The organism is Hydrogenophaga sp. IBVHS1 (assembly GCF_002127265.1).
GTDB lineage: Bacteria > Pseudomonadota > Gammaproteobacteria > Burkholderiales > Burkholderiaceae_C > Hydrogenophaga.
The window spans coordinates 381,442-408,287 of record NZ_NFUU01000001.1; the positions used below are offsets into that span (position 1 = coordinate 381,442).

The window sequence follows — 26,846 nt, forward strand, 5'->3', positions numbered from 1 at the left end:
ACCATGCGAGTTTCCACCGCCAACGCCTACGACAACACCGTGGCGCTGCTCACGCGGCGTCAGGCCGAGCTCTCCAAACTGCAGGAAAACCTGGCCACCGGCAAGCGCGTGCTGCGACCCAGCGACGACCCGGTGGCCGCCACGCTGGCCGAGACCGCCGCGAACCGCCTCTCGCGCACCCAGGCCGACCTGCGCGCGCTCGACGCTTCCACCACCAGCCTGCAGCAGGCCGAGAGCGGCCTGGCCGAATCGAGCGAGCTGATCATCAAGGTGCGCGACCTGCTCGTGACCGCCGGCAACGCCACCTTCACCGCCAGCGAACGCGAAGACGTGGCGAAACAGCTCGAAGGCCTGCGCGAACAGCTCATCAGCGTGGCCAACCGCAAGGACAACGCCGGGCGCACGCTGTATGGCGGCCTGGGTGGTGCGGCCACGCCGTTTGTGGACCTCTATGGCCCCAGTGGTTCCGGTGTGCAGTTTCAGGGCCAGCGCGGCCAGGCCGCAGCGGGAGCCGCCTCGTTGCCGCAGGCGCTCGATGGCGAGGCCATCTGGATGCGCGTGCCGCAAGGCAATGGCAGCTTCACCATCGGCCTGAACCCGGGCAACACCGGTGGCCTCAGCACCGACATGGGCGCGGTGGCCGATCCCACCCTGCTCACCGGCGACGACTATCGCATCGACATCGCCGACGTGGCCGGTGTGTTGCAGTACACCGTGACCAACACCACCACCGGCACGCCGGTGGCCGGCCACACCGGTGTGCCCTACGTGGCGGGCGCGACCGTCAGCTTCGACGGCCTGTCGCTGCAGATGCGTGGCACGCCCGCCGCCGGCGACAGCATCGACGTGGCACCGGTGAGCGGACCGACCGATATTTTCCAGGTGGTGCAGAGCGCGGTGGACGCGCTGCGCAGCGGCACCGCCGGCAACAGTGGTGCGCTGTCGCAGCAGCTGGCGCGCGCCATGACCGAGCTCGACGCAGGCCACGACCGTGTGCTGCTGGCGCGCGGCCGCGCCGGCGAGTGGCTCAACCGGGCCGATTCGCTCAATGGCCTCATGGAAGACCGCAGCGTGGACCTGAAAGCCGAGAAAGCCAGGCTGGAAGAAATGGACATGGTGCAAGGCCTCTCGGACTTCAAATCGCAGGAGCTGGGTCTGGAAGCTGCCATCAAGTCGTATGCGCAGGTGCAGCGCCTCTCGCTGTTCTCTGCGATCGGATGAGGGCGTTCTGTTCATGCTGAGTCACACCGTTCTGGACAGTGTTGCGCTGGGCTACGAGCCCGTGTGGAACCGCTCGCGCGAGCTGGCGGCGGTGCGCCTGGGCGTGCGCGCGGTGCACCCGGAATCGGTCGATGCCACGCACCTCATGCAGGCGCTCGGCGACGACTGGCCCGCCAGCGCGCCAGTGCTCATCCTCGCGGTGGAAAGCCCGAAGCTGCTGCAACAGGCCATGGTCTGCCCGCCGGTGCACAACACCTGGCTGGAAGTGCCCGGCACCTGGTACGAAGACCCCGAAGCACTCGCCCGCCTCACAGCGGCTGCCAGGCGCGGCCACAAGTTGCTGCGCCGGACCGATCTGGAAGCGGTGCGAGGGCAGGGCGTGGCCCCGGTGGACACGCGCAACCTGCTGCGCCTCGGTGCCGAATCAGCGCCCCCGTCGGGGCTGAATGGCCAGCTGGTGGAAGGCATCACCAGTGCCACGCTGGCGCGCCAGTGCCTGGACCAGGCCGGTGCCTGGGGCGTGCTCGGCTGGCCCGACACCGATGTGTTGTACGCCCACCGCCACCAGCCCCTGAACTACGACGGCGACGTGATCCGCCAGGTGCTGCGCGCCACCGAAGATGAAGACGGTTCGCTCGAACACCTGGAACGCCTGGTGCGGCAAGACCCGGTGCTGGTCTACCGCATCCTGCTGCTCGTGAACTCGGCAGCCTACGGCCTGCGCCATGAAATCGCCTCATTGCGCCACGCGCTGATGATGCTGGGTTTCCGCGAACTCGGCCGCTGGCTCGTGGAACAACTGCCCAGCAGCGAACCCGACCGCGACCTCCACCCCGTGCGCTACGCCATGGTGATGCGCTCACGCCTCGCCCAGCACCTGCTGGCCACCGGCTCCGACGACAACCTGCGTGGCGAGGTGTACACCACCGCGCTGCTGGCCCAGCTCGACCGCCTGCTCCACCAGCCCCTGGGCGACCTGCTGCACCGCCTGCCGCTGGCCGGCCGCGTGTTCGACGCATTGCTGCGCCACGACGGGCCTTACCACCCCTTGCTGGATGTGGCGCGCGCGCTGGGCGAGCCCGGCCAGCTGCACCGCGTGCCCGCCATCTGCCATCGGCACGACGTGAGCCTGGAGCACGCCAACCGCGCGCTCATTCGCATGCTGGCCACCAGCCGGGACCACGCGAGCAAGCGCTCCGAGCGCTTGACCTAGCGGCGCGCGCTCCGAGCGCCCGCGCGGGTCACATGGCGGGGCCGCCCTGACCGCGGCGAGGGCCTGTTGTGCGAGCGTGCGGCCCTGGTGCACTTCGTGCGGCGCTGGCGTCCAGAATGGCCTGGTACTGAGGAACGGCAGCGCCGGCGGCACTGGCAGGCGCCGCAACAGGAACTGCTGGTGCTACGACTGCGGCTGCGGCCGTTGTCGCTGCCGCAGCGATCGCCGCGGGTGTCTTGTCGGTGCGCTCGCAGGCTTCCCACACGGCGCCGACCAGGGCCACGCGAGCGGTATCCCCGAGAAGGAACGCATCAGAAGCCAGATAGGTTTCTGCATCGGCTTCAGTGAAGCGATTCCGGTTGAGGGGGTCGGTAGGGGGCGGCCGACCGAGGTCACCGTCCAGATCCGGGCGCATGCAATTGCGCGCGGCCAATGCGGACAGCACACTCCCGGGAACAGGGCGCCCCGTCCCGGCATTCACAGCGCCGTCGGGCAGCCTGACAGGGCGCGTCTCGCCATGCGTGGTGTACGCCTCGAGCATGACGGGGCACTTCAGGTCACCTGCCAGATTGCGGGCGGATGTGTCGGCGCAGTCCCCAAGGGCCTCGACCACCGCCGTCATGAGCCGGCTCTGGTTGTAGACGAACAAGGCATTGAACACGAGCTCATGCTCATGGATTCCCGCCAGGTCGATGGGCGTCTGCCCGTGCTCATCTCGCGCGTTCAGATCTGCACCAGCCTCATGCAGCGCAGTGATCGCTTCGCCGCAGCCATGCTCTGCAGCGAGGTGGGCGGGGGTTTTTCCTTCCGGTCCTATCGCATTCAAATTTGCGCCGGCCGCATGCAGGGCGCTGATCATTCCCGCATGGTCGTCCTGAGCCGCCATGTGGGCGGGTGTTCGTTCATTCGGACCAGCCGCATCGAGATTCGCGCCTGCTTCATGCAAAGCGGTGATTGCTGCCTCGCTGACAAACTCGACCGCCAAGTGGGCAGGGGACCATCCATGCAGATCTGCCGCGTTCAAGTTCGCACCTGCCCCCTGCAGGGCGGTGATCGTTCCCGCACGGTCGTACTGAGCAGCGAGGTGGGCGGGGGCCCATCCATCTGGTCCCGTCGCGTTCAAATCCGCCCCTGCTGCATGCAGGGCGGTGATCGTTCCCGCATGGCCGCGCTGAGCTGCGAGGTGGGCGGGCGTCCACCCTTCGTCGTTTAGCGCGTTCACGGCCAGTTCCGGATCCGCCGCGAAAAGTGCGGCGATCATTTCAGAATGGCCATGCTCGGCAGCCAGGTGGGTGGGAGTGATTCCATTCGGCGCTGCCACGTTCAAACTTGCTCCAGCAGCCTGCATTTGAACAATGAGTGCCAGAGCCGTCGCCGTATCGCCAGTGCGGAGGGCATCCGCCAGTTCTTCGTTCATTCCTGCCTTCTCAGCGTTGCGGTTGCTCTGCCGAGCGGTGGCCCGCAGGCGTGTGCAGTGGGGCCGCTTTGGCAGAGGGTTTGAGTTTTGCTGCCAATTTATGCCGGCCGCCAGGTGTGCAGGGCGGCACAGCTTCAGACGCCATGCAGGTCGAACGGATTGACGGGCAGGGGCAAGCAGTCACATGGCGGCGCCGCCCTGATCGCGGCGAGGGCCTGCTGCACCAGCTTGCGGCCCGGATGCACTTCGTGCGGCGCTGGCGTCCAGAATGGCCTGGTACTGAGGAACGGCGGTACTGGCGGCACTGGCAGGCGCTGCAACAGGGCCCGCTGGTGCTGCGACTGAGGCTGCGGCCGTTGTCGCTGCCGCAGCGATCGCCGCGGGTGTCTTGTCGGTGCGCTCGCAGGCTTCCCACACGGCGCCGACCAGGGCCACGCGAACGGTATCCCCGAGAAGGAACGCATCAGAAGCCAGATAGGTTTCTGCATCGGCTTCAGTGAAGCGATTCCGGTTGAGGGGGTCGGTAGGGGGCGGCCGACCAAGGTCGCCGTCCAGATCCGGGCGCATGCAATTGCGCGCGGCCAATGCGGATAGCACGCTCCCGGGAACAGGGCGTCCCGTCGCGGCATTCACGGCGCCGTCGGGCAGCCTGACAGGGCGCGTCTCGCCATGCGTGGTGTACGCCTCGAGCATGACGGGGCACTTCAGGTCACCTGCCAGATTGCGGGCGGATGTGTCGGCGCTGTCCCCAAGGGCATCGACCACCGCCGTCATGAGCCGACTCTGGTTGTAGACGAACAAGGCATTGAACACGAGCTCATGCTCATGGATTCCCGCCAGGTCGATGGGCGTCTGTCCTTCCATAGTGGTCCACCTCATTCAGGTTTGCACCGGCAACACCCAGGGCAGCAATGGCTTCCGCATGGCCCTTCTGAGCCGCCAGGTGTGCGGGCGTCCGTCCATAGGGATTCGGCGTATTCAGATCTGCGCCATGTTGCTGCAATCGCTGGATGATGTCCCGGATGCTCTGACCGTCTTCGCTATGCCAGATGGCTTCAATCAGTTCGTCCATGTCTGTGCTGTTTTGTTTAAAAGAGAGATACCCGTGCTTTACGGTGTGGGGCCGCCCCGATCAGGGCGAGGACCGGCTGCTGCGCCCCCACCAGCCCCGGCTGCGGCGCCTGGGCCTTGGGCGGCGAGAATGGCCCGGAAATCACGAGGGGCTGAAGCCGCTGCGGCTGCCACCGTTTGCGCAGCCGCAGCGGCAGCCGCAGTGAGTGCCTTCGGTGACCGGTCGGTGTGCCGACAGGCCTCCCCCACCGCTGCGACAAGAGCCAGGCGAGCGGGATCGCCTTGAACAAAGCCCGGGGAGTTCAGAAAAGCCTGCACTTCTGCTTCTGAAAATTCGCGTTTGGTCAGGGGGTCCCTCGGGGGTGGTCGGCCGTGGACGGGGTGCACCTCAGGCCGCATGCACCGAAACGCTGCGATGGCCGACAACAAGCTGCCTGGGATGGTGCGACTCGTGCGGGCATCAAACCCATCGGGCAGCTTGACCGGCCGGGTGTTTCCGATCGAGGTGTACGGGTCGGTCGTGATCTGGCATGTCAGATCACCCTTCAAATCGCCATGCGACGGCTCTGAACTGCGATCGAGCGCATCGGTCACCTGGCCCAAGAGCGTGGGTTCTCCGAACTGGATCAAGGCCTCGGCCAAAGCCTGGTGCCCCCCGGACGCGGCCAGATCGGCGGGAGTGCATCGATGGATATCCTGCGCATCCAGGTTCGCGCCCGCAGCACTCAGGGCGGTGATGGTTTGCCAATGGCCCCCCTCGGCTGCAGCGTGGGCGGGGGTTCGTCCATCGCGATCCGCCATATCCATGTTCGCGTAGAGAATGCGCAGGTAGTTGACGATTTCCGCACGGCCCATATGGGCTGCCAGGTGGGCAGGGGTCCGTTCATAGGAGTCCTTCGCGTCCAGGTTCACGCCGGCCGCATACAGGGACGCAAAGACTCTCATGCCGCTCATTTGAGCTGCCCAGTGGGCGGGAGTCCGTCCGGTGGCATCCGGCGCATTCAGATCCGTGCCGGCCTCGTTCAGTCGCTGGATGATCGCCTGGATGCTCTGGTCATCCCGGCCATTCTTGATGGCTTCAATCAGTTCGTCCATGTCGGTGCTCTTATGTGTCCAAGGGAGATGGGGGATGAATGGGCGGCCCATTCACCTTCAGGCCTGCATTTGTGCCCTTACATGAGGATGCAGCCCCGATCAGGCCGAGGACCTGCTGCTGCGCCGCCACCAGCCCCGGCTGCGGCGCCTGAGCCTTGGGCGGCGAGAATGGCCCGGAAATCACGAGGGCCGGCAACTGCAGCCGCAGAGGCTGCCGCCGCCTGCGCAGCTTCAGCCGCAGCCGCAGTGAGTGCCTGCGGTGACCGGTCGGTCTGCCGACAGGCCTCCGCCACCGCTGCGACCAGTGCCATGCGAGCCGGATCGCCTTGAACGAAGCCCGGGGAACCCAGAAATGCATGCGCTTCTTCGGCGGTGAAAACGCGGTGGGTCAGGGGGTCCTTCGGGAGAACCCCGGCCACCTCGGGCTGCAGGCACCATGACGCCGCTGCGAGGGACAACACGCTGCCTGGCGTCGTGACGCGCCCTGTGCGGGCGTCCACCCCATCGGGGAGTTTGATCGGCCGGGTCTCTCCGCGCGTGGTGAACGGTTCGAGCGAAACGGGGCACCTCAGATCGACCGCCAGGTTGTTGTGCGCCTGATCGGTGCTCTCAATGAGGGCCTGGTGCACCTTGCCCATGAGCGCGCCTTCCCTGTAGAAAATCAAAGTTTGGGCGACAGCGTGGTGGCCATAGGATGCCGCGCGATCGGCGGGGGTTTCGTTTCGAAAACACCCCCCCGCGTCCAGCTCTGCGCCCGCAGCATGCAGGGCACTGATTGCTCCCGCATGGCCCCTGCGGGCCGCCATGTGGGCAGGTGTCCACCCTTCTCGATTCAAACCATTCTTCGCTGCGTTCAGATCCGCGCCGGCGGCATGCAAGGCGGCGATGACGCCCGCACGGTCCTCGTGAGCTGCCAGGTGGGCGGGGGTGAGTCCATCGCGATCCAGCGCATTCAGGTTCGCGCCGGCAGCATGCAGGGCGGCGATGGCTCCCGCACGGCCCATGTAAGCGGCTACGTGGGCGGGGGTCAGGCCATCGCGATTCAGCGCATTCAGGTTCGCGCCGGCAGCATGCAGGGCGGCAATGGCTGCCGCACCGTCACGTGCGACGGCCATGTGGGCGGGGGTCCGTCGATCTCGATCTGCCGCACTCAACTGCGCACCGGCAGCGGCCAAGGCGGCGATGGCTTCCAGATGGCCAAGCTGGGCTGCCAGGTGGGCGGGGGTCAGTCCATCGCGTTCCGGCGCATTCAGGTTCGCGCCGGCAGTATGCAGGGCGGTAATGGCTCCGGCATGGCCCCTGAAGGCTGCATGGTGAGCGGGAGTCAGTCCATCGCGATCCTGCGCATCCAGGTTCGCGCGGGCGGCATGCAGGGCAGCAATTGATTCCGCATGGCCCATGTTGGCGGCCATGTGGGCGGGGGTACATCCAGAGCGATCCGGCGCATTCAGGTTCGCGCCGGCACCGCCCAGCGCGGCGATGGCCTCAACATGGCCCTTCTCGGCGACAAGTTGAGCGGGAGTCCGTCCAGAGGGCTCCGGCGTATTCAGATCCGTGCCTGCCTCTTTCAGGCGCTGGATGATGTCCCGGATGCTTTTGTCGTCCCTGCCATTTGCAATGGCTTCAATCAGTTCGTCCATGTTGTGCTGTTTTTTTGTATCAAAGGGAGATGCCCGTGCTTTACGGTGAGGGACCGCCCCGATCAGGGCGAGGACCCGCTGCTGCGCCCCCACCAGTTCCGGCTGCGGCGCCTGGGCCTTGGGCGGCGAGAATGGCCCGGAAATCACGAGGGGCTGAAACCGCTGCGGCTGCCGCCGTCTGCGCAGCTTCTGCCGCAGCGGCAGCGAGTGCCTGCGCTGACCGGTCGGTCTGCCGACAGGCTTCTCCCACTGCTGCGACCAGAGCCATGCGAGCAGGGTCGCCTTGAACAAAGCCCGGGGAGTTCAGAAATGCTTGCGCTTCTTCGGCGGTAAAGACGCGCCTGGTCGTGGGGTCGGTCGGGGGTGGACGGCCATGGTCACCGGCCACGCCTGGCTGCATGCACCGAAACGCTGCTGCGGCGGACAACACGCTGCCTGGCGTCGTGACGCGCCCTGTGCGGGCATCCACCCCATCGGGGAGTTTGACCGGCCGGGTCTCTCCGCGTGTGGTGTACGGCTCGAGCAAAACGGGGCACCTCAGATCGATCACCAGGTTCTTGTGTGCCTGATCCGTGCTCTGGTTGAGGGCGTGGTGCACCTTTTCCATGAGCGCGCCTTCCCTGTAGAAGATCAAGGTTTCGGCGACAGCGTGGTGGCCATGGGATGCTGCGCGATCGGCGGGGGTCTCGTTTCTAAAACCCCCTGCCTCGTCCAGCTTGGCGCCAGCATCATGCAGGGCGTTGAGGGCTCCCGAATGGCCCCTGCGGGCTGCCATGTGGGCGGGTGTCCATCCTTCTGGATTCAACGCATTCTTCGCTGCGCTCAGATCCGCGCCGGCGGCATGCAAGGCGGCGATGACGCCCGCACGGTTCTCGTGAGCTGCCAGGTGGGCGGGGGTGAGTCCATCGCGATCCATCGCATTCAGGTTCGCGCGGCCAGCATGCAGGGCGGCGATGATGTCCGAATGCCCCATGCAAGCTGCCACGTGGGAAGGAGTCGATCCATCGAAACCCGGGGCATTCAGGTCCGCGCCGGCATGGCCCAGGGCGTCGATGGCTCCCACCTGGGCGCTCTGGACTGCCAGGTGGGTGGGGGTCCATCCGTCGAGACCCGTGGCATTCAGGTTCGCGCCGGCTTCGCCCAGGGCGGCAATGGCTGCCACATGGCCACGTGCGACTGCGATGTGGGCGGGTGTCCGTCCATCGCGATCCGGGGCATTCAGGTTCGCGCCGGCAGCACCCAGCGCGGCGATGGCTCCAGCATGGCCCCAGAGGGCTACGTGGTGGGCGGGTGTCAGTTCATCGCGATCCACCGCATTCATGTTCGCGCCAGCATCATGCAGCGCGGCGATGACAGTCGCATGGCCCATGGGGGCCGCCAGGTGGACGGGAGTCAGTCCATCGCGATTCACTGCATTCAGGTTCGCGCGGGCATCGCCCAGTGCGGCGATGGCTTCCACATGGCCGTACTGCACTGCCAGGTGGGCGGGAGTCAGTCCGTCGCGATTCACTGCATTCAGGTTTGCGCCGGCAGCATGCAGGGCTGCAACTGAATCCGCATGCCCTCTGTGGGCGGCCTGGTGGGCCGGGGTACGTCCTTTGCGATCTGCCGCACTCAACTGCGCACCGGCATCGCCCAACGCAGCAATGGCTCCCGCATGACCCTTCTCGGCCGCAAGGTGGGCGGAAGTCTGTCCCGAGGGATCCGCTGAGTCCAGATCCGTGCGTGCCTCCTTCAGGCGCTCGATGATTTCCTGGATGCTCTGGTCACTCCTGCCATTGGCAATGGCTTCGATCAATTCGTCCATCATGTCGGTGCTGTTTTGTGTCGAAGAGGGCAGGGGAATCAATGGGCGGGCAGCCATTCACCTTGAACCCTTGAATTTACCGAGGCCGCCTTGCGAGCGATGCAGTCATGCCCCAAGCGGCGTGCCGGCCGAACGGATTGACCTTCAAAGGTGTGCATTTGTTGAAGACCGCCATGCGGCCAGTCGTCGATGGCGCCAGGCGAGCGCGGGCGGAGTGCCCCGCGAGCTACCATCCGGCTCATGATTGCCACAGCGCCACAAACCACGCCCCACCACACCAGCGCCCTGGTGCTGTTCTCGGGCGGGCAGGACTCCACCACCTGCCTTGCCCATGCCCTCTCGCGGTTCACGCGTGTTGAAACCATTGGCTTCGACTATGGCCAGCGCCATCACGTGGAGATGCAGGCGCGCCACGTGGTGCTGCGCGAGTTGCGCCAGCGCTTTCCGGCCTGGTCGGAGCGGCTGGGCGAAGACCATGTGCTGGATCTCGCCGTGCTGGGCAAGGTGAGCGAAACCTCGCTCACGCGCGACATGGCCTTTCGCATGGAAGAGAGCGGCCTGCCCAACACCTTTGTGCCCGGGCGCAACCTGCTCTTCATGACGCTGGCCGCCGCACTGGCCTACCGGCGCGGCATCCAGGTCATCGTCACCGGTGTTTGCGAGACCGATTTTTCAGGTTACCCGGACTGTCGCGACGACACCATGAAGGCACTGCAGGTGGCGCTTTCGCTCGGCATGGACCACCGTTTCCTGATCGACACGCCGCTCATGTGGATCGACAAGGCCGCCACCTGGCGCCTGGCGCATGAGCTGGGTGAGGCGGCCAGTCTGGTGGGCGGAGGCAACGCGCTGGTGAACCTGATCGTGGAGCACACGCACACCTGCTACCTGGGCGACCGTGAGCACCGCCATGTGTGGGGTTACGGTTGTGGGAGCTGCCCGGCTTGCGAACTGCGCGCCCGGGGCTGGCACGGCTACGTGGCGGCCAACCGGTAGCGCGCACCCGCTTCGCCGCCGGGTTCCAGCGTCCACTGCGCCTGGTGGAATTGCGCCACCGCAGGCCGGTGCGCGATCGACACCAGGGCGCCGTTGGATTCAGCCACCAAAGCCTGCAGACGCGCGTAGAGCGTGGCCTCTGCGGCTTCGTCCAGCGCGCTGGTGGCTTCGTCCACGAACAGCCAGCGCGGCTTCTTCAGCAAGGCGCGGGCAATGGCCAGGCGTTGCTGCTCACCGCCCGAGAGCTTCTGGCCCCAGGTGTCGTGTTCGTCCAGGCGTGCAGCCAGATCGGGCAGCAGGGCTTCGCGCAGCGCCTGCTGCAGGTCGGCGTCGCTGTACTTCGTGGCCGGCTCAGGGTAGGCCAGCGCATCGCGCAGAGAACCGTGCGGGAAGTAGGGCCGCTGCGGCAGGAACATGGCGCGTTCCGAAAAGTCCGCCGGCATGCGCAGGCGGCGCTCTGACCAGGGCCAGATGCCCGCCAGGCCACGGAACAAGGTGGATTTGCCGCTGCCCGATGGGCCTTTGACCAACACGGTGTCGCCCGGCGCAATGCGCAGGCCGTGGGCCGACAGCAGGGGCAGGTTGCCGGGCAAAGCGAGTTGCAGGTCGTCCAGCGCCAGCGCGTCTTCGGTGTTGGCGTTGGCCGCTGTGTCGGTGGCGGGCACGGCCAGCGCCTGGAAGCTTTCCTCGAAGCTGGTGATGCGGTCGGTGGTGGCGCGCCAGACGGCCAGGCTGCTGTAGTTGTCGACGAACCACGAGAGCGAGTCCTGCACACGGCCGAAGGCCGACGATATCTGGATCAGCTCGCCGAGCTGAATGGCGCCGCTGAAGAACCGTGGCGCGGCCACGATGAAGGGGAACACCACGGCGGCCTGGCCGAAACCATTGGTGAACCAGATCAGGCGTTTCTGTGCGTTGATGAGCTTCAGGTAGTTGGCCAGCAGGGTGGTGAAGCGCTCGCCAAGGTGTTGGCGTTCCACCGGCTCGCCCTTGTCCAGCGCAATGGATTCGCTGTACTCGCGCACGCGGACCAGGTGGTGGCGAAAGTCCGCTTCAAAACGCTGCTGCTTGAAGTTCAGCGCAATCTGCGGGCGGCCGATGTAGTGCGTGGCGATGCTGCCCAGCAGGCAGTAGAGCACTGCCATCCACACCATGAAACCGGGGATGGTGTATTCGCTGCCGTTGAACGAGAACGCGAAACTGCCCGAGAGTGTCCAGAGGATGCCGACAAAGCTCACCAGCGTGACCACCGCGTTGAGCAGCCCCATGGACAGCGTCACCGAGTAGCTGGTGAAGAGCTTCATGTCTTCGGCAATGCGCTGGTCCGGGTTGTCGGGCGGTGCGTCTTCACCCTTCGCAAAGCGCGAGACCTCAAGCTGGTAGAAGGCCTTGTTCGACAGCCAGCGGTCGAGGTAGTGGCCGGTCATCCAGGCGCGCCAGCGCATTTCCAGCAGCTGCGTCAGGTAGAAGCGGTAGACCGCGATGATGATGAAACCAAAGGCGAGGTAGGTGTAGCGGCCGAGTTCGCGCCAGAACGTTGCAGCGTCCTTGTTCTGCAGCGCGTCGTAGAACACCCGGTTCCACTCGTTGATCAGCACCAGCATGTAGACCGCGCCCAGGTTGAGCAGCACGATGGCCGCCAGCAGGCCGCGCGCTTTCCATTTCTCTTCCGAATGGAAGTAGGGCGCGGCGAGCCGGTGCACCTTGCCGGCAAATTCGCGGAAGCCTTTGAATTTCTCGCTCAAGCTCATGGGGTCACCTGTTCAGGGATTCGATATGCCGCTGGCCACATGGCCGGCGGGCACATGCATTGACGCCGACTCGATGTGGCCGGTCTGGTCGTCAAAGAAAAAATCGGGCTCGAACTCGCGCAGGAATTCACCCTTGGGCAGGCCACCGAGGAACATGGCTTCGTCGACCTCGATGTTCCAGTTCATCAGCGTGCGGATGGCGCGTTCGTGCGCCGGCGCGCTGCGCGCGGTCACCAGCGCGGTGCGCACGCGCATGAGCGGCGTGCCCTCGCTCTGCAGGCGGTGCAGGGCTTCGAGCAGTGGCTTGAACGGGCCGCCGGCCAGCGGCAGGCTGGCGTTGGTGGCCTCGTGCGCCTGGAAGGCCGAGAGGCCCTGCGCCTGGTACACGCGCTCGGCCTCGTCGGAAAACAGCACGGCGTCGCCGTCAAAGGCGATGCGCACCTCGTGCGGGTGCGCGGTGCCCGCATGCACCGACAGCGGGTACACCTGTGCGGCGGGCACGCCGGCTTCGAGCGCAGCGCGCACATCGGCGAGGTGGGTGGAGAGAAACAGGTTGGCCCGCAACGGGCGCAAATAGCGCCAGGGCGGCTGGCCGCGCGTGAAGCTGCCGCGCTGAATGGGCAGGCCGTAGTGCTGCGCCGAGCGGAACACCCGCATGCCCGACACCGGGTCGTTGCGCGAGAGGATGACCACCTCCACGCGCTGCGCATTCGCATCGTTGAAAGCCAGCAGCTTGTGCACCAGCGAGAACGCCACACCCGGCAGGGCGGGCTGGTCCAGCCGGTCCAGCTGCAGCTTCATGTAGGCCCGGTCGTCGCCGGTTTCGAAGACCTGGTTCTCTTCTTCGAAATCGAACAGCGCACGCGAAGAAATGGCAACGACGAGCTTGCCTTCGAGCGTCACGCCCATGTTCAGGTCACGAGCTGGTTGAGCTGGATGATCGGCATCAGCACGGCCAGCACGATCAGCATCACCACCAGGCCCATGCCCACGATCAGCAGCGGCTCCAGGATGGTGGCCATGTGCATGGCGCGGCGCTGCACTTCGGCGCCGAGTTGTGCGGCAGCGCGGTCGAGCATGGCGGGCAACTGACCGGTTTGTTCACCGAGGCGCGCGAACATCGAAACCAGTGGCGGAAAGCGCTTCTTGCTGCCCAGCGCCGACGCGAGCGGCGCGCCCTCGCGCACCAGCACCAGCGCGTCAAGTGCGTCGGCGCGCATGGCCTGGTTGCCCAGCGTCTCTGCGGCCGTTTGCAGCGCACGCAAGATGGGCACGCCCGCCGCTGCGAGCATGGACAACGTGGAGGCAAAGCGCGCCGCGTTGTAGCCGCGCGCCAACCGGCCCACCAGCGGCAGGCGCAGCCAGGCCGCGTCCATGCTCAGGCGCATGCCCTCGTTGCGCCGTGCCATCGCGATGCCGAAACCGCCCAGCACGAGTCCCGCCAGCATGAACCAGCCGTAGCTGCGCACAAAGGCGCTGAGGTCGAGCATGACCACGGTGAGGAAGGGCAGGGCGCGCTTGCTGCCGGCAAACACGTTGGCCACCTGTGGCACCACGTAAGACACCAGGAAAATCACGATCACCACCGCCACCAGCGTGACGATGGCCGGGTAGAGCGAGGCCGCCACAATCTTGTTCTTCAAAGCCTCGCGCGCTTCCAGATCGTCGGCCAGCCGCTCCAGCACGGTGCCGAGCAGGCCGCTTTGTTCGCCAGCGGCGATCACCCCGGTGTAGATGGGCGAGAACTCACGTGGGTGCTGTGAGAGCGCACGCGCAAAGGGCGAGCCACTGTTGACTTCGGACCTCAGCGAGGCCATGAGGTTGCGCTGCTTGTCGACCTCCGCTTCTTCGGTAAGGGCGGTGAGCGCGCGTTCCAGCGGCAAGCCGGCGCTCACGAGGCCGGCGAGCTGGCGCGTCCACACCGCCAGGGCGGTGGCGCCAAAAACCCGGCCGCCCCAGAGCGTGACATTGAGCCCGCTCGATGCCTCGCCGCTCGAGCCTCCGCTGGCCGGCTCCACCAGCAGCGGGACCAGCGCGCGAGCGCGCAACATGCTGCGCGCGGCGCGAGCGGTATCGGCGTCGATCAGGCCTTTCTGGGTGGCGCCCTGTGCGTCGAGGGCTTCGAAGGTATAGGCGGGCACAGCTTCAGTCCCGGGTGACTGACATGACTTCTTCCGGGGAGGTGATGCCAGCCTCGATCAAACGCTGCCCGTCCGCGCGCATGGAGCGCAATCCGGCGGCCTCGGCGGCCACGAACACCTTGCTCTCGGCTGCCCGGTTGTGGATGAGCGAACGGATCTTGTCGTCGGCCACCATGAGTTCGTAGATGCCGGTGCGGCCCTTGTAGCCACTCTGGTTGCAGTGTTCGCAACCCACGGGGTGCCACTGGCCCTTGTCGTCCTGGCGGCGGCAATGCACACACAGGCGGCGCACCAGGCGCTGGGCCAGCACGCCCAGCAGCGAGGAACTGAGCAGGAAGGGCTCCACGCCCATGTCGGTCAGGCGCGTCACGGCGCTGGGTGCGTCGTTGGTGTGCAGCGTGGCCAGCACCAGGTGGCCGGTGAGGGAAGCCTGGATGGCGATCTGGGCCGTCTCGAAATCGCGGATCTCGCCGATCATGATCACGTCCGGGTCCTGCCGCAGGATGGCACGCAGGGCCTTGGCGAAATCCAGATCAATCTTGGCATTGACCTGTGTCTGGCCGACACCGGGCAACTCGTACTCGATCGGGTCCTCGACCGTCATGATGTTCTGGGTGTTCGCGTCCAGCCGTTGCAGGGCGGCGTACAGCGTGGTGGTCTTGCCCGAACCCGTGGGGCCGGTCACCAGAATGATGCCGTGCGGCTGGCCGATGAGCTGGCGGAAGCGATCGAGCACATCGCCCTGCATGCCCACCGCTTCCAGGGTGAGCTTGCTTTCGGTCTTGTCGAGCAGGCGCAGCACGGCGCGTTCGCCATGCGCGCTGGGCAGCGTCGATACACGCACATCGACCGCGCGTGTGCCGATGCGAAGCGAAATGCGGCCGTCCTGCGGCAGGCGCTTTTCAGAGATGTCCAGCTCAGCCATGATCTTCAGGCGCGAGATCAGCGCGGCGTGCAGCGCGCGGTTGGGTTGCACGACTTCGCGAAGGGTGCCGTCCACGCGAAAGCGCACGCTGGAATGGCGCTCATACGGCTCGATGTGGATGTCACTCGCGCCGTCGCGCGCGGCCTGCGTGAGCAGGGCATTAAGCATGCGGATGATGGGGGCGTCGTCGGCGGTTTCCAGCAAATCTTCGATGGCCGGCAGCTCCTGCATCATGCGGCTGAGATCGGCCTCGCCCTGCACCTCGCTCACCACGGCGGCCGCGCTCGACTCACCTTGCGCGTAGGCGGCGCTGATGCGCTGCTTGAGCGTTTCGCCTTCTTCCCAGTGGATCTCACGCACCTCGTGGCTGCGCAGAATTTCGGTCAGGGCCGAGAGTCGGCGTGTGCGCGCGCCGGTGTCGGTGGCCGGCGTGCTGCTGCCCAGCAAGGTCTGGGTGACGCCGTCGTCTTCCAGCAGCCAGTGGTGCTCGCGGGCAAAAGCGTAGGGCAGCGGGTATTTCACGGCCGCGGCCTCACTTCGGTGTGGTGCCGTTCTGGGGCGGCGGAATCACCGGTGGCGTGGTGTTCGGATCGGCGAGCGATCGCACGGGCGGCGTGCTGCCAAGCGGTGGCACGGGCGTGGTGGGGGGCGCCTGCGGCGGCATCACCGGGGCTTCGTTGACGCCGAGCACACCGCTGCGCACCGGCTGCGAATCTTTTTGTACCGAGCGCATGAGGTCGTAGCGGTCAAGCGCCAGGTTGCTGGTCTCTCGGGCGTCGCGCATCACCACCGGCCGCAGAAACACCATCAGATTGGTCTTGCGGCGCGAGCGTGTCTCGCTTCGGAACAGGTTGCCCACCAGCGGAACATCGCCCAGGCCAGGCACCTTGTCCTGGTTGCCAGAGTATTCGTCCTGCAGCAGGCCGCCCAGCACCACAATGGCGCCGTCGTCGACCAGCACGGTCGATTCGATGGTTCGCTTGTTGGTGATGAGACCCGTGGCCGAGTTGATGGAGGAGGCCTGCACGCTGCTGACCTCCTGGTAGATGGTCATCTTGATCGTGCCGTTCTCGCTGATCTGCGGTTTCACCCGCAGCGTCAGGCCCACGTCCTTGCGCTCGATGGTCTGGAACGGGTTGACCGAACCGTTGCTGGCACCGGTGTTGGTGAACTGGCCGGTAACGAACGGCACGTTCTGACCAATCACGATCTTGGCTTCTTCGTTGTCCAGCGTGAGCAGGTTGGGGGTGGAGAGGATGTTCCCCTCGCCGTTCTGCTGCAGGAAGCGCGCCAGGAAGCCCAGCACGTAGACACCGTTGGTTCGCCGCGCTGCGCCAATATTCAGGCCAGGGGAGGGCGTGGCGTTGCCCTGGGCGAGTTCGAGGATGTTGCTGCCGCCACTGCCGAAGTTGGTGCCGAGCAGGCCGATGATCCGGTCGCCCGAGTTGCCGATGGCGCCCTGCCACTGGATGCCGAACTCGGCCGCACGGTCGGCGTTCACCTCGGCGATCAGGCTTTCCACATACACCTGGGCGCGGCGCGAATCGAGCTGGTCGATCACGGCGCGCAACTGGCGGTATTGCGGCTCGGGCGCGGTGATGATGAGCGAGTTGGTGGCCGGGTCGGCCTGAATCTGGCCGCCGGTGGAAGGCTGCGCACTGGCCGAAACCGGAGAGGAGCCGGGCGAGGTGGCGGCGCCGGCTGCGCCGCCCGGTGTGGCCGTGAGGCGGATCGGGCTGCTCGCCGTGCCGAGGCTCGCGCCACCGATGGAGCCACTCGACTCACCCGCCATGGCCGCCCGCAGCGTGGCTGCCAGCGCCGTGGCGTCGGCGTTCTTCAGGTACACCACGTGGATGTTGCCACTGACGTTTTCCGACGAGGGCTGGTCCAGCTTGGTCACCAGGGCGCGCACCAGAGCGGCACGCGCCGGGTTGGCGGCGCGCAGCACCAGGCTGTTGCTGCGCGGTTCGGCCACGATGGTGGTCTTGTAGGAGGTATCGGCTTGCGCACCGCCGCCGGTCACGGCCGGATCGGTCAGGCGGCCCACCAGCGCGGCCATGTCCACCGCCACCGCGTGCTGCAGGGGAATCACCTCGACATCGGTCGCGCCGGCCACGTCCAGCGCGGCAATGATGCGGCCGATGCGCTGAAGGTTGTCCGCGTAGTCGGTGATCACCAGCGAGTTGTTGCCCGGGTTGACGTTGATCGTGTTGTTGGGCCCGATCAGCGGGCGCAGCACCGGCACCAGGTTGTTGGCCGACTCGTGGTTGAGGCGGAAGATCTGCGTGACCACGGTGTTGGAAGCCGGCAGTGCCGACACCCGGCCTGCGCTCACCACGTTGCCCTGCAGCTTGGCGTCGGCCTCGGGCACGATCTTGTAGAGCCCGCCCGTGTCCACCAGAGAGAAGCCTTGCAGGCGCAGCACAGCGGCGAACTGGTTGAGTGCGGCCGTGGGGGTGACGGGCCGTTCGGTGGCGAGGTTGATGGTGCCCTTCACACGCGGGTCCACCACCACGTTGCGCCCGGTGATGGCGGCCATCGTGCGCGCCACCGATTCGATCTCGGCGCCGACGAAGTTGAGCGTCACCGGTTCACGCGTCTGGGCATGGGCCGATGGCAAGCTGCCGTTGCCAGCGACGAACAGCAAGGCCAGCGCGATGGCAGTCAGGCCGCCGTGCGCCAGCGCAGCGGGCCGTTTCGGCCGGGCGGGGGCGACACGGGTGGGGTTCGGGTTCATGGGGCGATCGTATCTTGAGTTCGTGAATAACAAAGCGTTCAGTTGTCAGCCGGTGTGGGTCATCCGATGGTGAGAAGTGAGCGCGTGCCTTGGCGGCGCCCCACGATGTTGAGCAGGTTGGCCAGCGCGGCCTCACTGTCGGGCGCTGCTTCGGCCACACCCTGGAACCGCAGGCGCCCGCCCACCCACTGGCCAGAGCCCTGCAATTGCAGTGCGCCACGCAGGGTGGCGAGGTCGAGCGTGGTGGTGTTGCCTTCGGCATCGGCGCGCAGGCTCATGCGGTAGCTGCCCAGCGGGCGCAGTGTGGAGAGGCGCGAGACCAGATCCACCGCCTCGACTGCCGCTTCGCCCTGCAAGGTGGCGCGCCCCTGATCGAAACGCAGGGTGAGGCCGGGTGTCTGCAAGACGAGCTGGCCTTCCATGCGCAAGGTGTTCCATGGCGTGCCCAGGCCCGTGAGCAACTCGGCAGGCCAGCGGCTGCTGTTGCTGGCAACGCGCAATTCGGAGCCGCCCAGGCGGGGCACCAGTGTCATGGCCATCGGCTCCGGGGTGCAGCAGGGCGCCGTGAGCCGCAGCGACACGGCAGGCATGCCCGATGCCAGCGTCGGCCGCAGGCGCCATTGCAGGCCCTGAGGAAGGGCGGTCTCGGTGCGGCTGCCCTCGCCGCCGGTGAACACCAGGTCGGCCTGGCCATTCCAGACCGTGCCGCGCGCGTTCACCAGCTGCAGCTGACCGCTGGTGGCCACGCCCACCCGGTCGGCCAGCCAGCGTGCCGGCGCGAACAAAAGCAGCGCCGCCAGCAGGCCGGCGAGGCCACCGATCCAGGCAAGGCGCGAGGTCATGGAAAAGCCTCCGTGCTGCGCACTGCGGCGCGAGCACCCTTCGGAGCGGCCGTGCGGGTGCTCATGATCCCGTTCCCAGGCTGGGGCCGGAGAGCACCACAGTGCCGCTCCAGCCGGAGTTGCCGGCCTCCCGGGTGAGCTGCGACTGCAGGGGGATGAGCCGGGCGTTGATGCGCACCTGCGCCAGCCACTGCGCCAGCGCATCGGGCTGGGTGTTGCGCAGCGTCACGGTGGCGCGGTCGCCCAGCACGGAGAGCTGGGCCGTTCCACCCAGGCCGTTGGTGGCCACTTCCAGGGTGCGCAGCACCTCGTCGCGGCTGGGCGGTTGGGCAGTGTTCTGGCCACGCAGTGCCTCGGCGGCCGAGGCCATGCGCTGCATCTGGCCGAGCTGGCCGTCCAGCCGTGCATGGCGGGCGCTGGCCTGCAACAAGGTGTCCAGCGCGGGCGCCACGGCCAGCCACCAGACCAGACCCAGGCCAAGCACCCAGGCGGCAATGATCACGGCGCGCCGCTCGCGCGGGGCCAGCCGCGCCAGCGTGGTCGAGGCGGTGGCGCTCAGTCGTTTGAAGGGATTGGGGTTCGGGGAGAGGGCCATGGCTCAGGGTTCCGGTGGGCGCAGGGTGATTTCACTGCCATCGAAACGCACCCGCCAGCCGTTGCGTTCAAGCGACTGTTGCAGGGCTCGCACCTGGTCTTCACTGGCGCGCCAGCCCTTGAATCGACCTTCGCCTTGGGTGTATTCGATGCTGGACGGCACCATCGACTCACCGTTGGCGGCCTGGTCGATCGCCGTCAGCAAGGCTTCAAGATCGCCTGGCGTCAGCGCACCGCTGGCCTGCTGGAGCCGCGCCAGCTCGCGCTGCATCTGCACCGGCGCGTCCAGCACCAGGGTGACCTGCGGAAAGCTGGTCTGCAGCGTCTGCTGCACCGCTTCCTGCTTGGCCGAGAGCAGGCTGCGCTCGTGCCACGCAGCGGCGTTGAGCCCGAGCAACTGCGCACCCACGAGCGCTGCCAGGCCCCAGCGGGCAGGGCGCCAGGCGGGCGCGCTGCGCCACTGCCGCAGCGTGCGGCGCAGGCGCTGGCTGCGCCGCACACCGGCCGACAGGCTCAGGTCGAACTGCGCGAGGTTCCAGTCGGACTGGGCACAACGGAGCAGCCAGGCCGGGCGGGCAACGAGCTCGAAGCGCTGCTGAAGCACACGTTCGGCCAGCTCGGCGACACCGGGATCGGCCAGCCACACATCGAAATCTCCCGGGTCGCCGGGCAGGTCGGAGCCCGGCGGCATAAGTGCCGTGACCACGGCACTGGCGGTGGCCCCGCCGGCCATGCCGGAAGCGGGTTCGCGCAGCGGCATGCAGCTCACGCCCAGCAGGCTGGCGCTGCCCAGCCAGGCCTGTTCACCTTCGTGGTGAGCCCAGTGGATGGTGGAAGGCACTTCCAGCGCGAAGCTGCGTGAGGCGCCGGGCGCAGCGCCCACCGCCTCGTATTCGACCAGCGGCCACAGCGCCGGCACGATGCGCGAAACCGGCCGCCCTGCGGATTCCAGCGTTTGCAACCAGCCGCGCAGCCAGGTCCGGTGGCAGGCAGCCACCCAGACCGTCTGGCCGGAGCGGCCACCGGGCTCCAGGGCGAAGTGCAGGTCGGCGGTGTCGGTCAGCACCCGGTCTTCGAGCAGGCCATCCAGCGCGGCACGCAGGCGCGCTGTGGCCACCTTGGGCAGGGCCACGCGGTGCCACGACACAGCGCGAGGCGGCAGGACCAGCACCACGTCGTCATCGCGTGGCAGCAACGACGCCGGGCCCTGTCCGTGGTCGAGCACCTGCTGGCCATTGGCCGAGGTGGCCCAGTCGAACAAGGCCGCCGGCCCCGCGGGAGGGGCGGCTGAGAAATCCGATGGGGTGACGATCAGCACGAGGGGGTGGGCGTGGGAGGGTGGACAGCCATTCTAGATAGGCCAGGTGTCAATGCGCAGCAAATACGGGGAGATGGCGCCCGGGAGCGCCTGGAACTCGGTCAGGGCGCGGCTCTAGGGGCGCGAGAAGCGCTCGCGCCAGTAGATCCGCACGTCGAGGTTGTTTCTCACCACGAGCGAGCGCTCTTCGATGATCGTGTTGTCCAGCCGGAGGCGGCCGCGCACCTCGAAATGCTCACTTCGCACACCGTGGTATAGATCAGACAGTCGACCCGTCATCGAGGGCATGACATTGCCCACATCGGCCAGGCTCTTGAAAGGCCGGGTCTCACGTGCGGTCACCAATTGGCGCGCCTGGGCCAGGTCCATGCCAGGCACGCTGGCAAAAATGGCCTGAGCGCTCGCGGTGTTCAGGTTGAGCGATGTCCGGTTGGGCAGCACGGTGACATGGGGCTCCAGAGCAGCCAGGCTGGCACGGCCCACACCGAGCCAGGCCAGCTGGGCAAACTTGCGGGGCAGCAGCGCGGTGCGCGAGGGCATGGGGTCGTTCATGGCCAGGTGCATCGTGGTCTGGAGTTCGCGCGCGGCGGCGTTGAGCTCTGCCTCGGGCAGGCCGAGTTGCTGATAGAGCCTGGCGAAACTTTTAAGGTCTGCGTCTGAAATCTCGGTCTTGGCGGTGGCCCCGCTGCCGACGGTGCGCACCAGGTTGGTGAAGTTCATGCGCGACTGCAGGTCGATCACTTCCCCCGACAAAAATGCCTGAAGCGCGTTGTTTTCGGCGTTGTTGCTCTTGTCGGCGGCCAGAAAGCTGGACAGGCGCGCTTCTTCCAGCGGCATCGCCCAGGGCTCGCCGAAGTGATCGCCGTTGCCGCTGCTCTGGTTGCTGCGCGCGTCCTCGCGAAGAATCAGGCGGGCCCAATCGAGCGCGCCGGTCAGGATCCAGCCCGCCTGCACCCGCTGCCGATCGGCCTGCTCGACCTCGCTCGCGCGCCACTGCTGCCACAAAGCCGCCGAAGCCAGCGTGGCCACCAGCGTAACGGTGAGCATCGCCAGCAGCAGCGCAGCGCCGCGTTGAGCGGCTCGCGCGGGGGAGGAGTGTGGAAGAGCAGTCATCCACCCGGCCTTCCAGCTTCGAGTGTCGGTCGGACCCAATCTCTCACCAATGCCCCCGACAGACCTTGCCCCGGGCTCAGCACCAGTTCGAGCCGCACCCCGTTGGGCAGATTGCCGATACCCGGGAGTTCGGTGCTCGTTCCTTCGGTGCCCACCGAAGAGAGCGGGTTGCCCCAGGTCTCGCCGCGGTGGTAGAAGATCTGCCACTGTTCGATGCCGATCAGGGCGATGGCGCTCTCGGTGCCGGCACTGCCGGTCTGCGATGGCACCGATCCCCGTCCCCATTCACCGGCACGTTGCCAGGCGCGTGCGAGCTCGTCGCGCCGCAGCAGCGGGCCCGATTGCCAGCGCATCCATTGCCCCCCGCTGGCGCCACCCAGACGTGCCCACGCCACCACCCGGATGCCTCGGCTGTCCAGGCCGGTCTCGCCGCTGTCGCGGCGCGTCATGCGCAGCACCTGGCCGTTGAAATCCAGGGCGGCCACTTCGCCGGTGTCCAGGGCGGCATCGAGATCGGCCACCCACTGCCCGAGCGTTGCCTGAACGCGCAACAGCCCATCGGCACGCTCCTGCGTGATGGTCTGCGTGCGAGACATGCCGTCGAGCGAACGCCAGCTGAGCAGCGCAAGCATGGACATGACGACGATCGCCACCAGTAGCTCGATGAGCGTGAAGCCACCTAGGCGCCGACGCCTCTCAGGCGTGCAGTGCGGCCGCAGCGCAGGGCCGCCCCAAGCAAGGCCAGCCCCCTTGGGAGGCAGCGACCCGCGCAGCGGTGGAGCGTGGGGGCTCATGTTCAATACCTGCCCAGAATGGTCGACAGGCTCAGCAGGCGGACCGTGTCGGCTTCCACGACCGCTTCGACCACCGCATCCACACGCCGGAAATTCGGGTTCGGTGTCGGCACAACCGCAATGCGCACCCGCATCTCGCGACCGGCCTGGACGCAGGCGTATTCGCTGTCGCCCACACCCGGCAACTGGCGCTGCAGCCGCAACCGGGTGAGTTCGTTTTCTGCGCAAAGCTGCGCCAGCCACTGGTCGCTCTGGCGCGCCGAGGCCCGCGTGAGTGCTCCGGTGGCCTGCAGGCCGGCGGTCAACGTGATGGCGACCACCGCCAAGGCCACCAGCACCTCGATGAGGGTGAAACCAAGGGTGCGCTTCATGGCACTGCGGTCAGCACCGCAAAAGGCGCCAGGCCATCGGTGAACAGGGTCAGCCGGCGTTCGCCCTGCACAAGTTCAACGCGTTGTGCGGCGATCAGCGGCTCGGGGCCGAGCACCAGCACCTGAGCGCCAGGGGGTTGCAGCACGACGGCCTTGGTGTCCGGACTCAGCCACGCTCGCCCACCCGACAGCGACCCCGCCAGCGCCCGCCCGTCGCGCGCCGTGGGCAAGCCTACGAATTCAAAGCCTTGTGGCAGCAGGCGCCAGACCACAGGCAACCCACTGGTGCGCGATTGCGCACGTGCAGACTCCAGCATGGCCGACAGCCGCAAGCCCTCCCGCTCCAGCCGCGTGCCGCCGTCGTCGCGCAGAGCAAAAGTCACAGCCGCCGTGGCCATGGCCACCAATGCCACCACCACCATGAGCTCCAGAAGCGTGAACCCTCTTGCCTTGTGGAGCACGGCGGAGCCTCAGATGACCGGGTCAGCCGCAGGGCCGCCCCCAAGGCAGGCCCAGCCCCCGCGGGGGGCAGCGACCCGCGCAGCGGTGGAGCGTGGGGGCATCCAGTTCGGGCTAGCCGCCGGGCCGCCCCCAAGGCAGGCCCAGCCCCCGCGGGGGGCAGCGACCCGCGCAGCGGCGGAGCGTGGGGGCATCCAGTTCGGGTCAGCCGTCGGGCCGCCCCCAAGGCAGGCCCAGCCCCCGCGGGGGGCAGCGACCCGCGCAGCGGTGGAGCGTGGGGGCATCCAGTTCACTGCCAGCTGCCGACATCGGCATCCTTGGCTTCGCCTCCAGCCTGCCCATCGGCGCCCAGTGAAAGCACATCCACTTCGCCATGCAGACCAGGGTTCAGGTACTGGTAAGGCCGGCCCCAGGGATCGGCCGGGAGTTTGTCGAGGTAACGCCGCCAGTTGGGTGCGGCGGGTCCAGCGGTGGGTTTGTTCACCAGCGCATTGAGGCCTTGCTCGCCGGTGGGGTAGCGCTGATTGTCGAGACGGTACAGCTTGAGCGCCTGCATGAGGTTGTTGACGTCGGTTCTCGCGGCGGTCACGCGGGCATCGTCGGCGCGATCGAGCACGTTGGGCACGATCAGTGCGGCCAGCACGCCGATGATGACGAGCACCACCATGAGTTCGATCAGGGTGAAGCCGCGCTGGAGCGAGCGCCAGGGTCTTGCCACCTTGGGTGTGCAGGTCGGTGGAAGAGGGGTGAGGTGGTTCAAAGTGATCTCCCGCCAACGCGGGCCGACAGGTGGCCGGGGGGCCGGCTCCGCCGGTGGCGGATGGGCCGTGAAACGCTGGCGGTCGATCATAATGCGCGCATGAACAAGGCACCGTCGTTCGGCCATTCGGGTTTTCTCATGGAAAGCCCCGCTGCCCTGCAGCAAAGCGCCTCGCGCCGCGGGCCGGCGTTGGTGGCCGGGGTTTTGTGGCTCGCGGCCGGCCTGAGTGCCGGTTACTGGGTGTTGCAATTCATGGGCCGTTCGGCCGTAACCCCGGTGGTCGCGGTGGCCACTGCCCCCCCCGCACCCGATTCGATGGCCGTGGCGCGCACCCTCGGTGCGGTGCCCGTGGCGGCACCCGGTGCCGCACCGGTGGCGGCGGCACCCGCGCGCTATGTGTTGCTGGGCGTGGTAGCCACCGGAACCGACGGCGGCGCCGCGCTGATCGCGGTGGACAGCCAGCCGCCACGCCCTTACCGGGTGGGCGCTGCCCTCGATGGTGGGCTGGTGTTGCAGGCCGTTACCCGCCGCACTGTGCGGCTGGGCCCTTCGCTCGATGCGCCGTCCTCGATGGAATTGTCCCTGCCCGAAAAGGCCGTCGCGCCCTCCTGAGGGCCGGCGTTCTCCAGAACGCCACAACGAGCTCATGGCCTCCCGATCCGACAAGACCCGTGCTGCGACGACGGCCTTGCTGCGGCCTTCGGGACAGGCGCTGGAAAACCTGAGCGGTGAGCTGCGACACCATCCACCTTTCAACGAGATGGAGGAGGCGCACGTCAAGGCGTTCGTGGCCGCTTCGCGCCAGGCGTTCTTCAAGCCCGGTGAGGCCGTGGTGCGGCCCGAGGACGGGCCTGTGCGCGAACTGTTCTTCATTCGCCGTGGCGCCGTTACCGGCAAGCGCGGGCTCTCCGATCTGTCCGGCGGTGCCTTTCAGTACGAAGCCGGCGACCTGTTCCCGGTCAGTGCCGTGCTGGCGCAGCGAGCGCCGACCACGCTCTACAGCGCCACCGAAGATACCTTCGTGCTGGCCGTGGGCGCAGACGACATGCAGGCCCTGGCCGAACGCAGCGCGGTGTTCGGCGATTTCCTCAACCGCCGCATTCTGAAGTTCCTCGACCTCTCGCGCGCGGCGCTGCAGGTGGCGTATTCGTCGCAGGCGCTGGCCGAGCAGTCGCTCGAAACGCCTCTGGCGGGTCTGTGCCGCCAGGCGCCGGTGACCTGCTCGCCCGAAACGCCGCTGCGCGACGCACTGATGCGCATGCATGAGTTGCACATTGGATCCATGCTCGTGGTGGACGCGGCGCAGGCCCCGCTTGGAATCCTCACGAGATACGACGTGCTGGGGCGTGTGACGCTGGCGCAACTGCCGCTGTCCACCCCGATGCGCGAGGTCATGGTGCAGCCGGTGCTCACGCTCACGCACGAACACACCGCGCACGATGCCGCGCTGCTCATGTCGCGGCACGGCATCCGGCATGTGCCGGTGACGCGCGACGGGCGCGTGGTGGGCATGGTTTCCGAGCGCGACTTGTTCGCGCTGCAGCGGTTGAGTCTCAAACAGGTCAGCGGCAGCATTCGCCACGCGAGCGATCTCGCCACCCTGCAGGCGGTGGCGCAAGACATCCGGCGTTTCGCCCGAAGCCTGCTGGAGCAGGGCGTTCAGGCCAAGCAGCTCACGGCGCTGATCAGCCATCTCAATGACGTGCTGACTTCGCGTCTTGTTGAAATCACGGCCGCGAGGCACGGTCTGGACCTCCGGGACTTCTGCTGGATCGCGCTCGGGTCGGAAGGGCGCGGCGAGCAGACTATCGCCACGGACCAGGACAACGCGTTGATCGTGGCCGACGCGCTCGACGGGCCACCGATGGACAAGGCCCGCCTGCTGGTTTTCGCGCGCGAAGTCAACGAGGGCCTGGACGCCTGCGGTTACCCGCTGTGCAAAGGCAACATCATGGCCAGCAACCCGGAGTGCTGCCTTACGTTGACCGAATGGCAGCAACGCTTCGCGCACTGGATCGACCAGGGCTCGCCCAGGGACCTGCTCAACGCCAGCATTTACTTCGACTTCCGAAGCCTCGCCGGCAACGCGCGGCTGACCGAACGCCTGCGCGAGGCGGTGACCCGCCGCGCCATGGATAACCCGCGCTTCCTGCGCCAGCTGGCGGTCAACGGGCTGACGCAAAGTGCTCCGCTGAACTGGCTTGGGCAGATCGATACCACCTCGGTGGATGGCCGTGACACGCTGGACTTGAAGCTGCAAGGCACGGCAATCTTTGTCGATATTGCGCGCCTCTACGCGCTGGCCCGTGGCGTTGCATTCCCCGGTACGCGCGAGCGCTTTGAAGCCGTTGGAGCCGCGATGGGCGTGCCTGACCACGAGCACCAGGCGTGGGTGGGAGGCTTCGAGTTTCTGCAGATGCTTCGCCTGCGCGCGCAGCTCGACGGCACCCTGGTGGGAGGCAACCCCAATCGAATCGCAGTGAGCGACCTCAACGACATCGACCGGCGCATCCTGAAGGAAACCTTGCGCGTGCTGCGCACCCTGCAGCAGCGCGTGCGCATGGACTATGAGCGCTGAGGT

Annotated in this window: 24 protein-coding genes; 5 read left to right on the top strand and 19 right to left on the bottom strand. The window is 67.2% G+C overall.

Annotated elements, in window-relative coordinates; translation table 11 throughout:
* Positions 1 to 3 precede the first annotated feature (3 nt).
* Complete coding sequence (gene flgL, locus CAP37_RS01920) at positions 4 to 1,221, top strand: flagellar hook-associated protein FlgL (protein WP_086122613.1); 1,218 nt, start codon at positions 4 to 6, stop codon at positions 1,219 to 1,221.
* Positions 1,222 to 1,234: 13 nt separating this feature from the next.
* Positions 1,235 to 2,434 (top strand): HDOD domain-containing protein, encoded by a 1,200-nt coding sequence (locus CAP37_RS01925; RefSeq protein WP_179190109.1) that lies wholly within the window; start codon positions 1,235 to 1,237, stop codon positions 2,432 to 2,434.
* Between the two features lie 28 nt (positions 2,435 to 2,462).
* Here CAP37_RS01925 and CAP37_RS01930 read toward each other — a convergent pair whose 3' ends face one another.
* The 6 genes from CAP37_RS01930 to CAP37_RS01955 all read right to left on the bottom strand — a co-directional run bounded on the left by CAP37_RS01930 (position 2,463) and on the right by CAP37_RS01955 (position 9,467).
* Positions 2,463 to 3,851, bottom strand: a complete 1,389-nt coding sequence (locus tag CAP37_RS01930) for an ankyrin repeat domain-containing protein (protein WP_086122615.1) — start codon at positions 3,849 to 3,851, stop codon at positions 2,463 to 2,465.
* A gap of 180 nt (positions 3,852 to 4,031) precedes the next feature.
* A complete protein-coding gene (locus tag CAP37_RS01935; protein ID WP_179190110.1) occupies positions 4,032 to 4,730 on the bottom strand; it encodes a hypothetical protein in 699 nt (232 codons plus the stop codon).
* Positions 4,675 to 4,923 (bottom strand): ankyrin repeat domain-containing protein, encoded by a 249-nt coding sequence (locus tag CAP37_RS01940; protein WP_086122617.1) that lies wholly within the window; start codon positions 4,921 to 4,923, stop codon positions 4,675 to 4,677. Before CAP37_RS01940 ends, CAP37_RS01935 begins: the two co-directional genes overlap by 56 nt.
* Positions 4,924 to 4,961: 38 nt before the next feature.
* Positions 4,962 to 6,017, bottom strand: coding sequence for an ankyrin repeat domain-containing protein (locus CAP37_RS01945; protein ID WP_179190111.1), 1,056 nt, complete (start codon positions 6,015 to 6,017; stop codon positions 4,962 to 4,964).
* A gap of 77 nt (positions 6,018 to 6,094) precedes the next feature.
* Complete coding sequence (locus CAP37_RS21800; protein WP_143435865.1) at positions 6,095 to 7,657, bottom strand: ankyrin repeat domain-containing protein; 1,563 nt, start codon at positions 7,655 to 7,657, stop codon at positions 6,095 to 6,097.
* A 40-nt stretch (positions 7,658 to 7,697) separates the two neighbouring features.
* Positions 7,698 to 9,467, bottom strand: coding sequence for an ankyrin repeat domain-containing protein (locus tag CAP37_RS01955; protein ID WP_179190112.1), 1,770 nt, complete (start codon positions 9,465 to 9,467; stop codon positions 7,698 to 7,700).
* Positions 9,468 to 9,704: 237 nt separating this feature from the next.
* Between CAP37_RS01955 and queC the strand changes: the two genes are divergently transcribed.
* Entirely contained in the window at positions 9,705 to 10,460 is a 756-nt protein-coding gene (gene queC / locus CAP37_RS01960; protein ID WP_086122621.1) for a 7-cyano-7-deazaguanine synthase QueC, read from the top strand.
* Here queC and CAP37_RS01965 read toward each other — a convergent pair.
* From CAP37_RS01965 to gspG, 13 genes are all read right to left on the bottom strand, one after another.
* Positions 10,439 to 12,211 (bottom strand): ABC transporter ATP-binding protein/permease, encoded by a 1,773-nt coding sequence (locus CAP37_RS01965; RefSeq protein WP_086122622.1) that lies wholly within the window; start codon positions 12,209 to 12,211, stop codon positions 10,439 to 10,441. The two genes, queC and CAP37_RS01965, sit on opposite strands and share 22 nt — an antisense overlap.
* A 12-nt stretch (positions 12,212 to 12,223) precedes the next feature.
* A complete protein-coding gene (locus CAP37_RS01970) occupies positions 12,224 to 13,120 on the bottom strand; it encodes a 5'-nucleotidase (RefSeq protein ID WP_086122623.1) in 897 nt (298 codons plus the stop codon).
* Between the two features lie 2 nt (positions 13,121 to 13,122).
* Complete coding sequence (gene gspF / locus CAP37_RS01975; protein ID WP_086122624.1) at positions 13,123 to 14,352, bottom strand: type II secretion system inner membrane protein GspF; 1,230 nt, start codon at positions 14,350 to 14,352, stop codon at positions 13,123 to 13,125.
* Between the two features lie 4 nt (positions 14,353 to 14,356).
* A complete protein-coding gene (gspE, locus tag CAP37_RS01980) occupies positions 14,357 to 15,799 on the bottom strand; it encodes a type II secretion system ATPase GspE (protein ID WP_086122625.1) in 1,443 nt (480 codons plus the stop codon).
* A gap of 10 nt (positions 15,800 to 15,809) precedes the next feature.
* The gene (gene gspD, locus CAP37_RS01985) at positions 15,810 to 18,014 is read right to left on the bottom strand and encodes a type II secretion system secretin GspD (protein ID WP_086122626.1); all 2,205 of its coding nucleotides are present in this window, start codon (positions 18,012 to 18,014) and stop codon (positions 15,810 to 15,812) included.
* Positions 18,015 to 18,073: 59 nt separating this feature from the next.
* On the bottom strand, positions 18,074 to 18,856 hold the full coding sequence (gspN, locus tag CAP37_RS01990; RefSeq protein WP_086122627.1) for a type II secretion system protein N: 783 nt from the start codon (positions 18,854 to 18,856) through the stop codon (positions 18,074 to 18,076).
* A gap of 61 nt (positions 18,857 to 18,917) precedes the next feature.
* The gene (gene gspM / locus CAP37_RS01995) at positions 18,918 to 19,451 is read right to left on the bottom strand and encodes a type II secretion system protein GspM (protein WP_086122628.1); all 534 of its coding nucleotides are present in this window, start codon (positions 19,449 to 19,451) and stop codon (positions 18,918 to 18,920) included.
* Positions 19,452 to 19,454: 3 nt separating this feature from the next.
* Entirely contained in the window at positions 19,455 to 20,768 is a 1,314-nt protein-coding gene (gspL, locus tag CAP37_RS02000; protein ID WP_086122629.1) for a type II secretion system protein GspL, read from the bottom strand.
* Positions 20,769 to 20,882: 114 nt separating this feature from the next.
* Positions 20,883 to 21,881 carry a type II secretion system minor pseudopilin GspK gene (gspK, locus tag CAP37_RS02005; RefSeq protein WP_086122630.1) on the bottom strand — a complete coding sequence of 333 codons (999 nt, stop codon included), beginning with the start codon at positions 21,879 to 21,881 and terminating at the stop codon, positions 20,883 to 20,885.
* A complete protein-coding gene (locus CAP37_RS02010; protein WP_086122631.1) occupies positions 21,878 to 22,675 on the bottom strand; it encodes a prepilin-type N-terminal cleavage/methylation domain-containing protein in 798 nt (265 codons plus the stop codon). The genes gspK and CAP37_RS02010 overlap by 4 nt, the downstream gene beginning before the upstream one ends.
* 2 nt (positions 22,676 to 22,677) lie before the next feature.
* The gene (gene gspI / locus CAP37_RS02015) at positions 22,678 to 23,046 is read right to left on the bottom strand and encodes a type II secretion system minor pseudopilin GspI (RefSeq protein WP_086122632.1); all 369 of its coding nucleotides are present in this window, start codon (positions 23,044 to 23,046) and stop codon (positions 22,678 to 22,680) included.
* Positions 23,043 to 23,507: a prepilin-type N-terminal cleavage/methylation domain-containing protein gene (locus CAP37_RS02020; protein ID WP_256926851.1), complete on the bottom strand. Its 465-nt coding sequence runs from the start codon at positions 23,505 to 23,507 to the stop codon at positions 23,043 to 23,045. The genes gspI and CAP37_RS02020 overlap by 4 nt, the downstream gene beginning before the upstream one ends.
* A gap of 287 nt (positions 23,508 to 23,794) precedes the next feature.
* The gene (gene gspG, locus CAP37_RS02025; RefSeq protein WP_373271033.1) at positions 23,795 to 24,265 is read right to left on the bottom strand and encodes a type II secretion system major pseudopilin GspG; all 471 of its coding nucleotides are present in this window, start codon (positions 24,263 to 24,265) and stop codon (positions 23,795 to 23,797) included.
* A gap of 99 nt (positions 24,266 to 24,364) precedes the next feature.
* Between gspG and CAP37_RS02030 the strand changes: the two genes are divergently transcribed.
* Positions 24,365 to 24,877, top strand: a complete 513-nt coding sequence (locus CAP37_RS02030) for a type II secretion system protein N (protein WP_256926852.1) — start codon at positions 24,365 to 24,367, stop codon at positions 24,875 to 24,877.
* A gap of 34 nt (positions 24,878 to 24,911) precedes the next feature.
* Positions 24,912 to 26,843: a DUF294 nucleotidyltransferase-like domain-containing protein gene (locus tag CAP37_RS02035; protein WP_086122635.1), complete on the top strand. Its 1,932-nt coding sequence runs from the start codon at positions 24,912 to 24,914 to the stop codon at positions 26,841 to 26,843.
* The last annotated feature ends 3 nt before the right edge of the window (positions 26,844 to 26,846 follow it).

What these genes read in the sequence shown, in the direction of transcription:
- gspM (WP_086122628.1), bottom strand. Translation starts at nt 19,451, where the DNA reads ATGGCCCTCTCCCCGAACCCCAATCCCTTCAAACGACTGAGCGCCACC.
- CAP37_RS01925 (WP_179190109.1), top strand. Translation starts at nt 1,235, where the DNA reads ATGCTGAGTCACACCGTTCTGGACAGTGTTGCGCTGGGCTACGAGCCC.
- gspI (WP_086122632.1), bottom strand. Translation starts at nt 23,046, where the DNA reads ATGAAGCGCACCCTTGGTTTCACCCTCATCGAGGTGCTGGTGGCCTTG.
- gspN (WP_086122627.1), bottom strand. Translation starts at nt 18,856, where the DNA reads ATGACCTCGCGCCTTGCCTGGATCGGTGGCCTCGCCGGCCTGCTGGCG.
- flgL (WP_086122613.1), top strand. Translation starts at nt 4, where the DNA reads ATGCGAGTTTCCACCGCCAACGCCTACGACAACACCGTGGCGCTGCTC.
- CAP37_RS02035 (WP_086122635.1), top strand. Translation starts at nt 24,912, where the DNA reads ATGGCCTCCCGATCCGACAAGACCCGTGCTGCGACGACGGCCTTGCTG.
- CAP37_RS01970 (WP_086122623.1), bottom strand. Translation starts at nt 13,120, where the DNA reads ATGGGCGTGACGCTCGAAGGCAAGCTCGTCGTTGCCATTTCTTCGCGT.
- CAP37_RS01965 (WP_086122622.1), bottom strand. Translation starts at nt 12,211, where the DNA reads ATGAGCTTGAGCGAGAAATTCAAAGGCTTCCGCGAATTTGCCGGCAAG.
- CAP37_RS02030 (WP_256926852.1), top strand. Translation starts at nt 24,365, where the DNA reads ATGAACAAGGCACCGTCGTTCGGCCATTCGGGTTTTCTCATGGAAAGC.
- CAP37_RS02010 (WP_086122631.1), bottom strand. Translation starts at nt 22,675, where the DNA reads ATGAGCCCCCACGCTCCACCGCTGCGCGGGTCGCTGCCTCCCAAGGGG.
- CAP37_RS01945 (WP_179190111.1), bottom strand. Translation starts at nt 6,017, where the DNA reads ATGGACGAACTGATTGAAGCCATCAAGAATGGCCGGGATGACCAGAGC.
- queC (WP_086122621.1), top strand. Translation starts at nt 9,705, where the DNA reads ATGATTGCCACAGCGCCACAAACCACGCCCCACCACACCAGCGCCCTG.
- CAP37_RS01940 (WP_086122617.1), bottom strand. Translation starts at nt 4,923, where the DNA reads ATGGACGAACTGATTGAAGCCATCTGGCATAGCGAAGACGGTCAGAGC.
- CAP37_RS01935 (WP_179190110.1), bottom strand. Translation starts at nt 4,730, where the DNA reads ATGAGGTGGACCACTATGGAAGGACAGACGCCCATCGACCTGGCGGGA.
- gspD (WP_086122626.1), bottom strand. Translation starts at nt 18,014, where the DNA reads ATGAACCCGAACCCCACCCGTGTCGCCCCCGCCCGGCCGAAACGGCCC.
- CAP37_RS01955 (WP_179190112.1), bottom strand. Translation starts at nt 9,467, where the DNA reads ATGATGGACGAATTGATCGAAGCCATTGCCAATGGCAGGAGTGACCAG.
- CAP37_RS01930 (WP_086122615.1), bottom strand. Translation starts at nt 3,851, where the DNA reads ATGAACGAAGAACTGGCGGATGCCCTCCGCACTGGCGATACGGCGACG.
- gspK (WP_086122630.1), bottom strand. Translation starts at nt 21,881, where the DNA reads ATGACTGCTCTTCCACACTCCTCCCCCGCGCGAGCCGCTCAACGCGGC.
- CAP37_RS21800 (WP_143435865.1), bottom strand. Translation starts at nt 7,657, where the DNA reads ATGGACGAACTGATTGAAGCCATTGCAAATGGCAGGGACGACAAAAGC.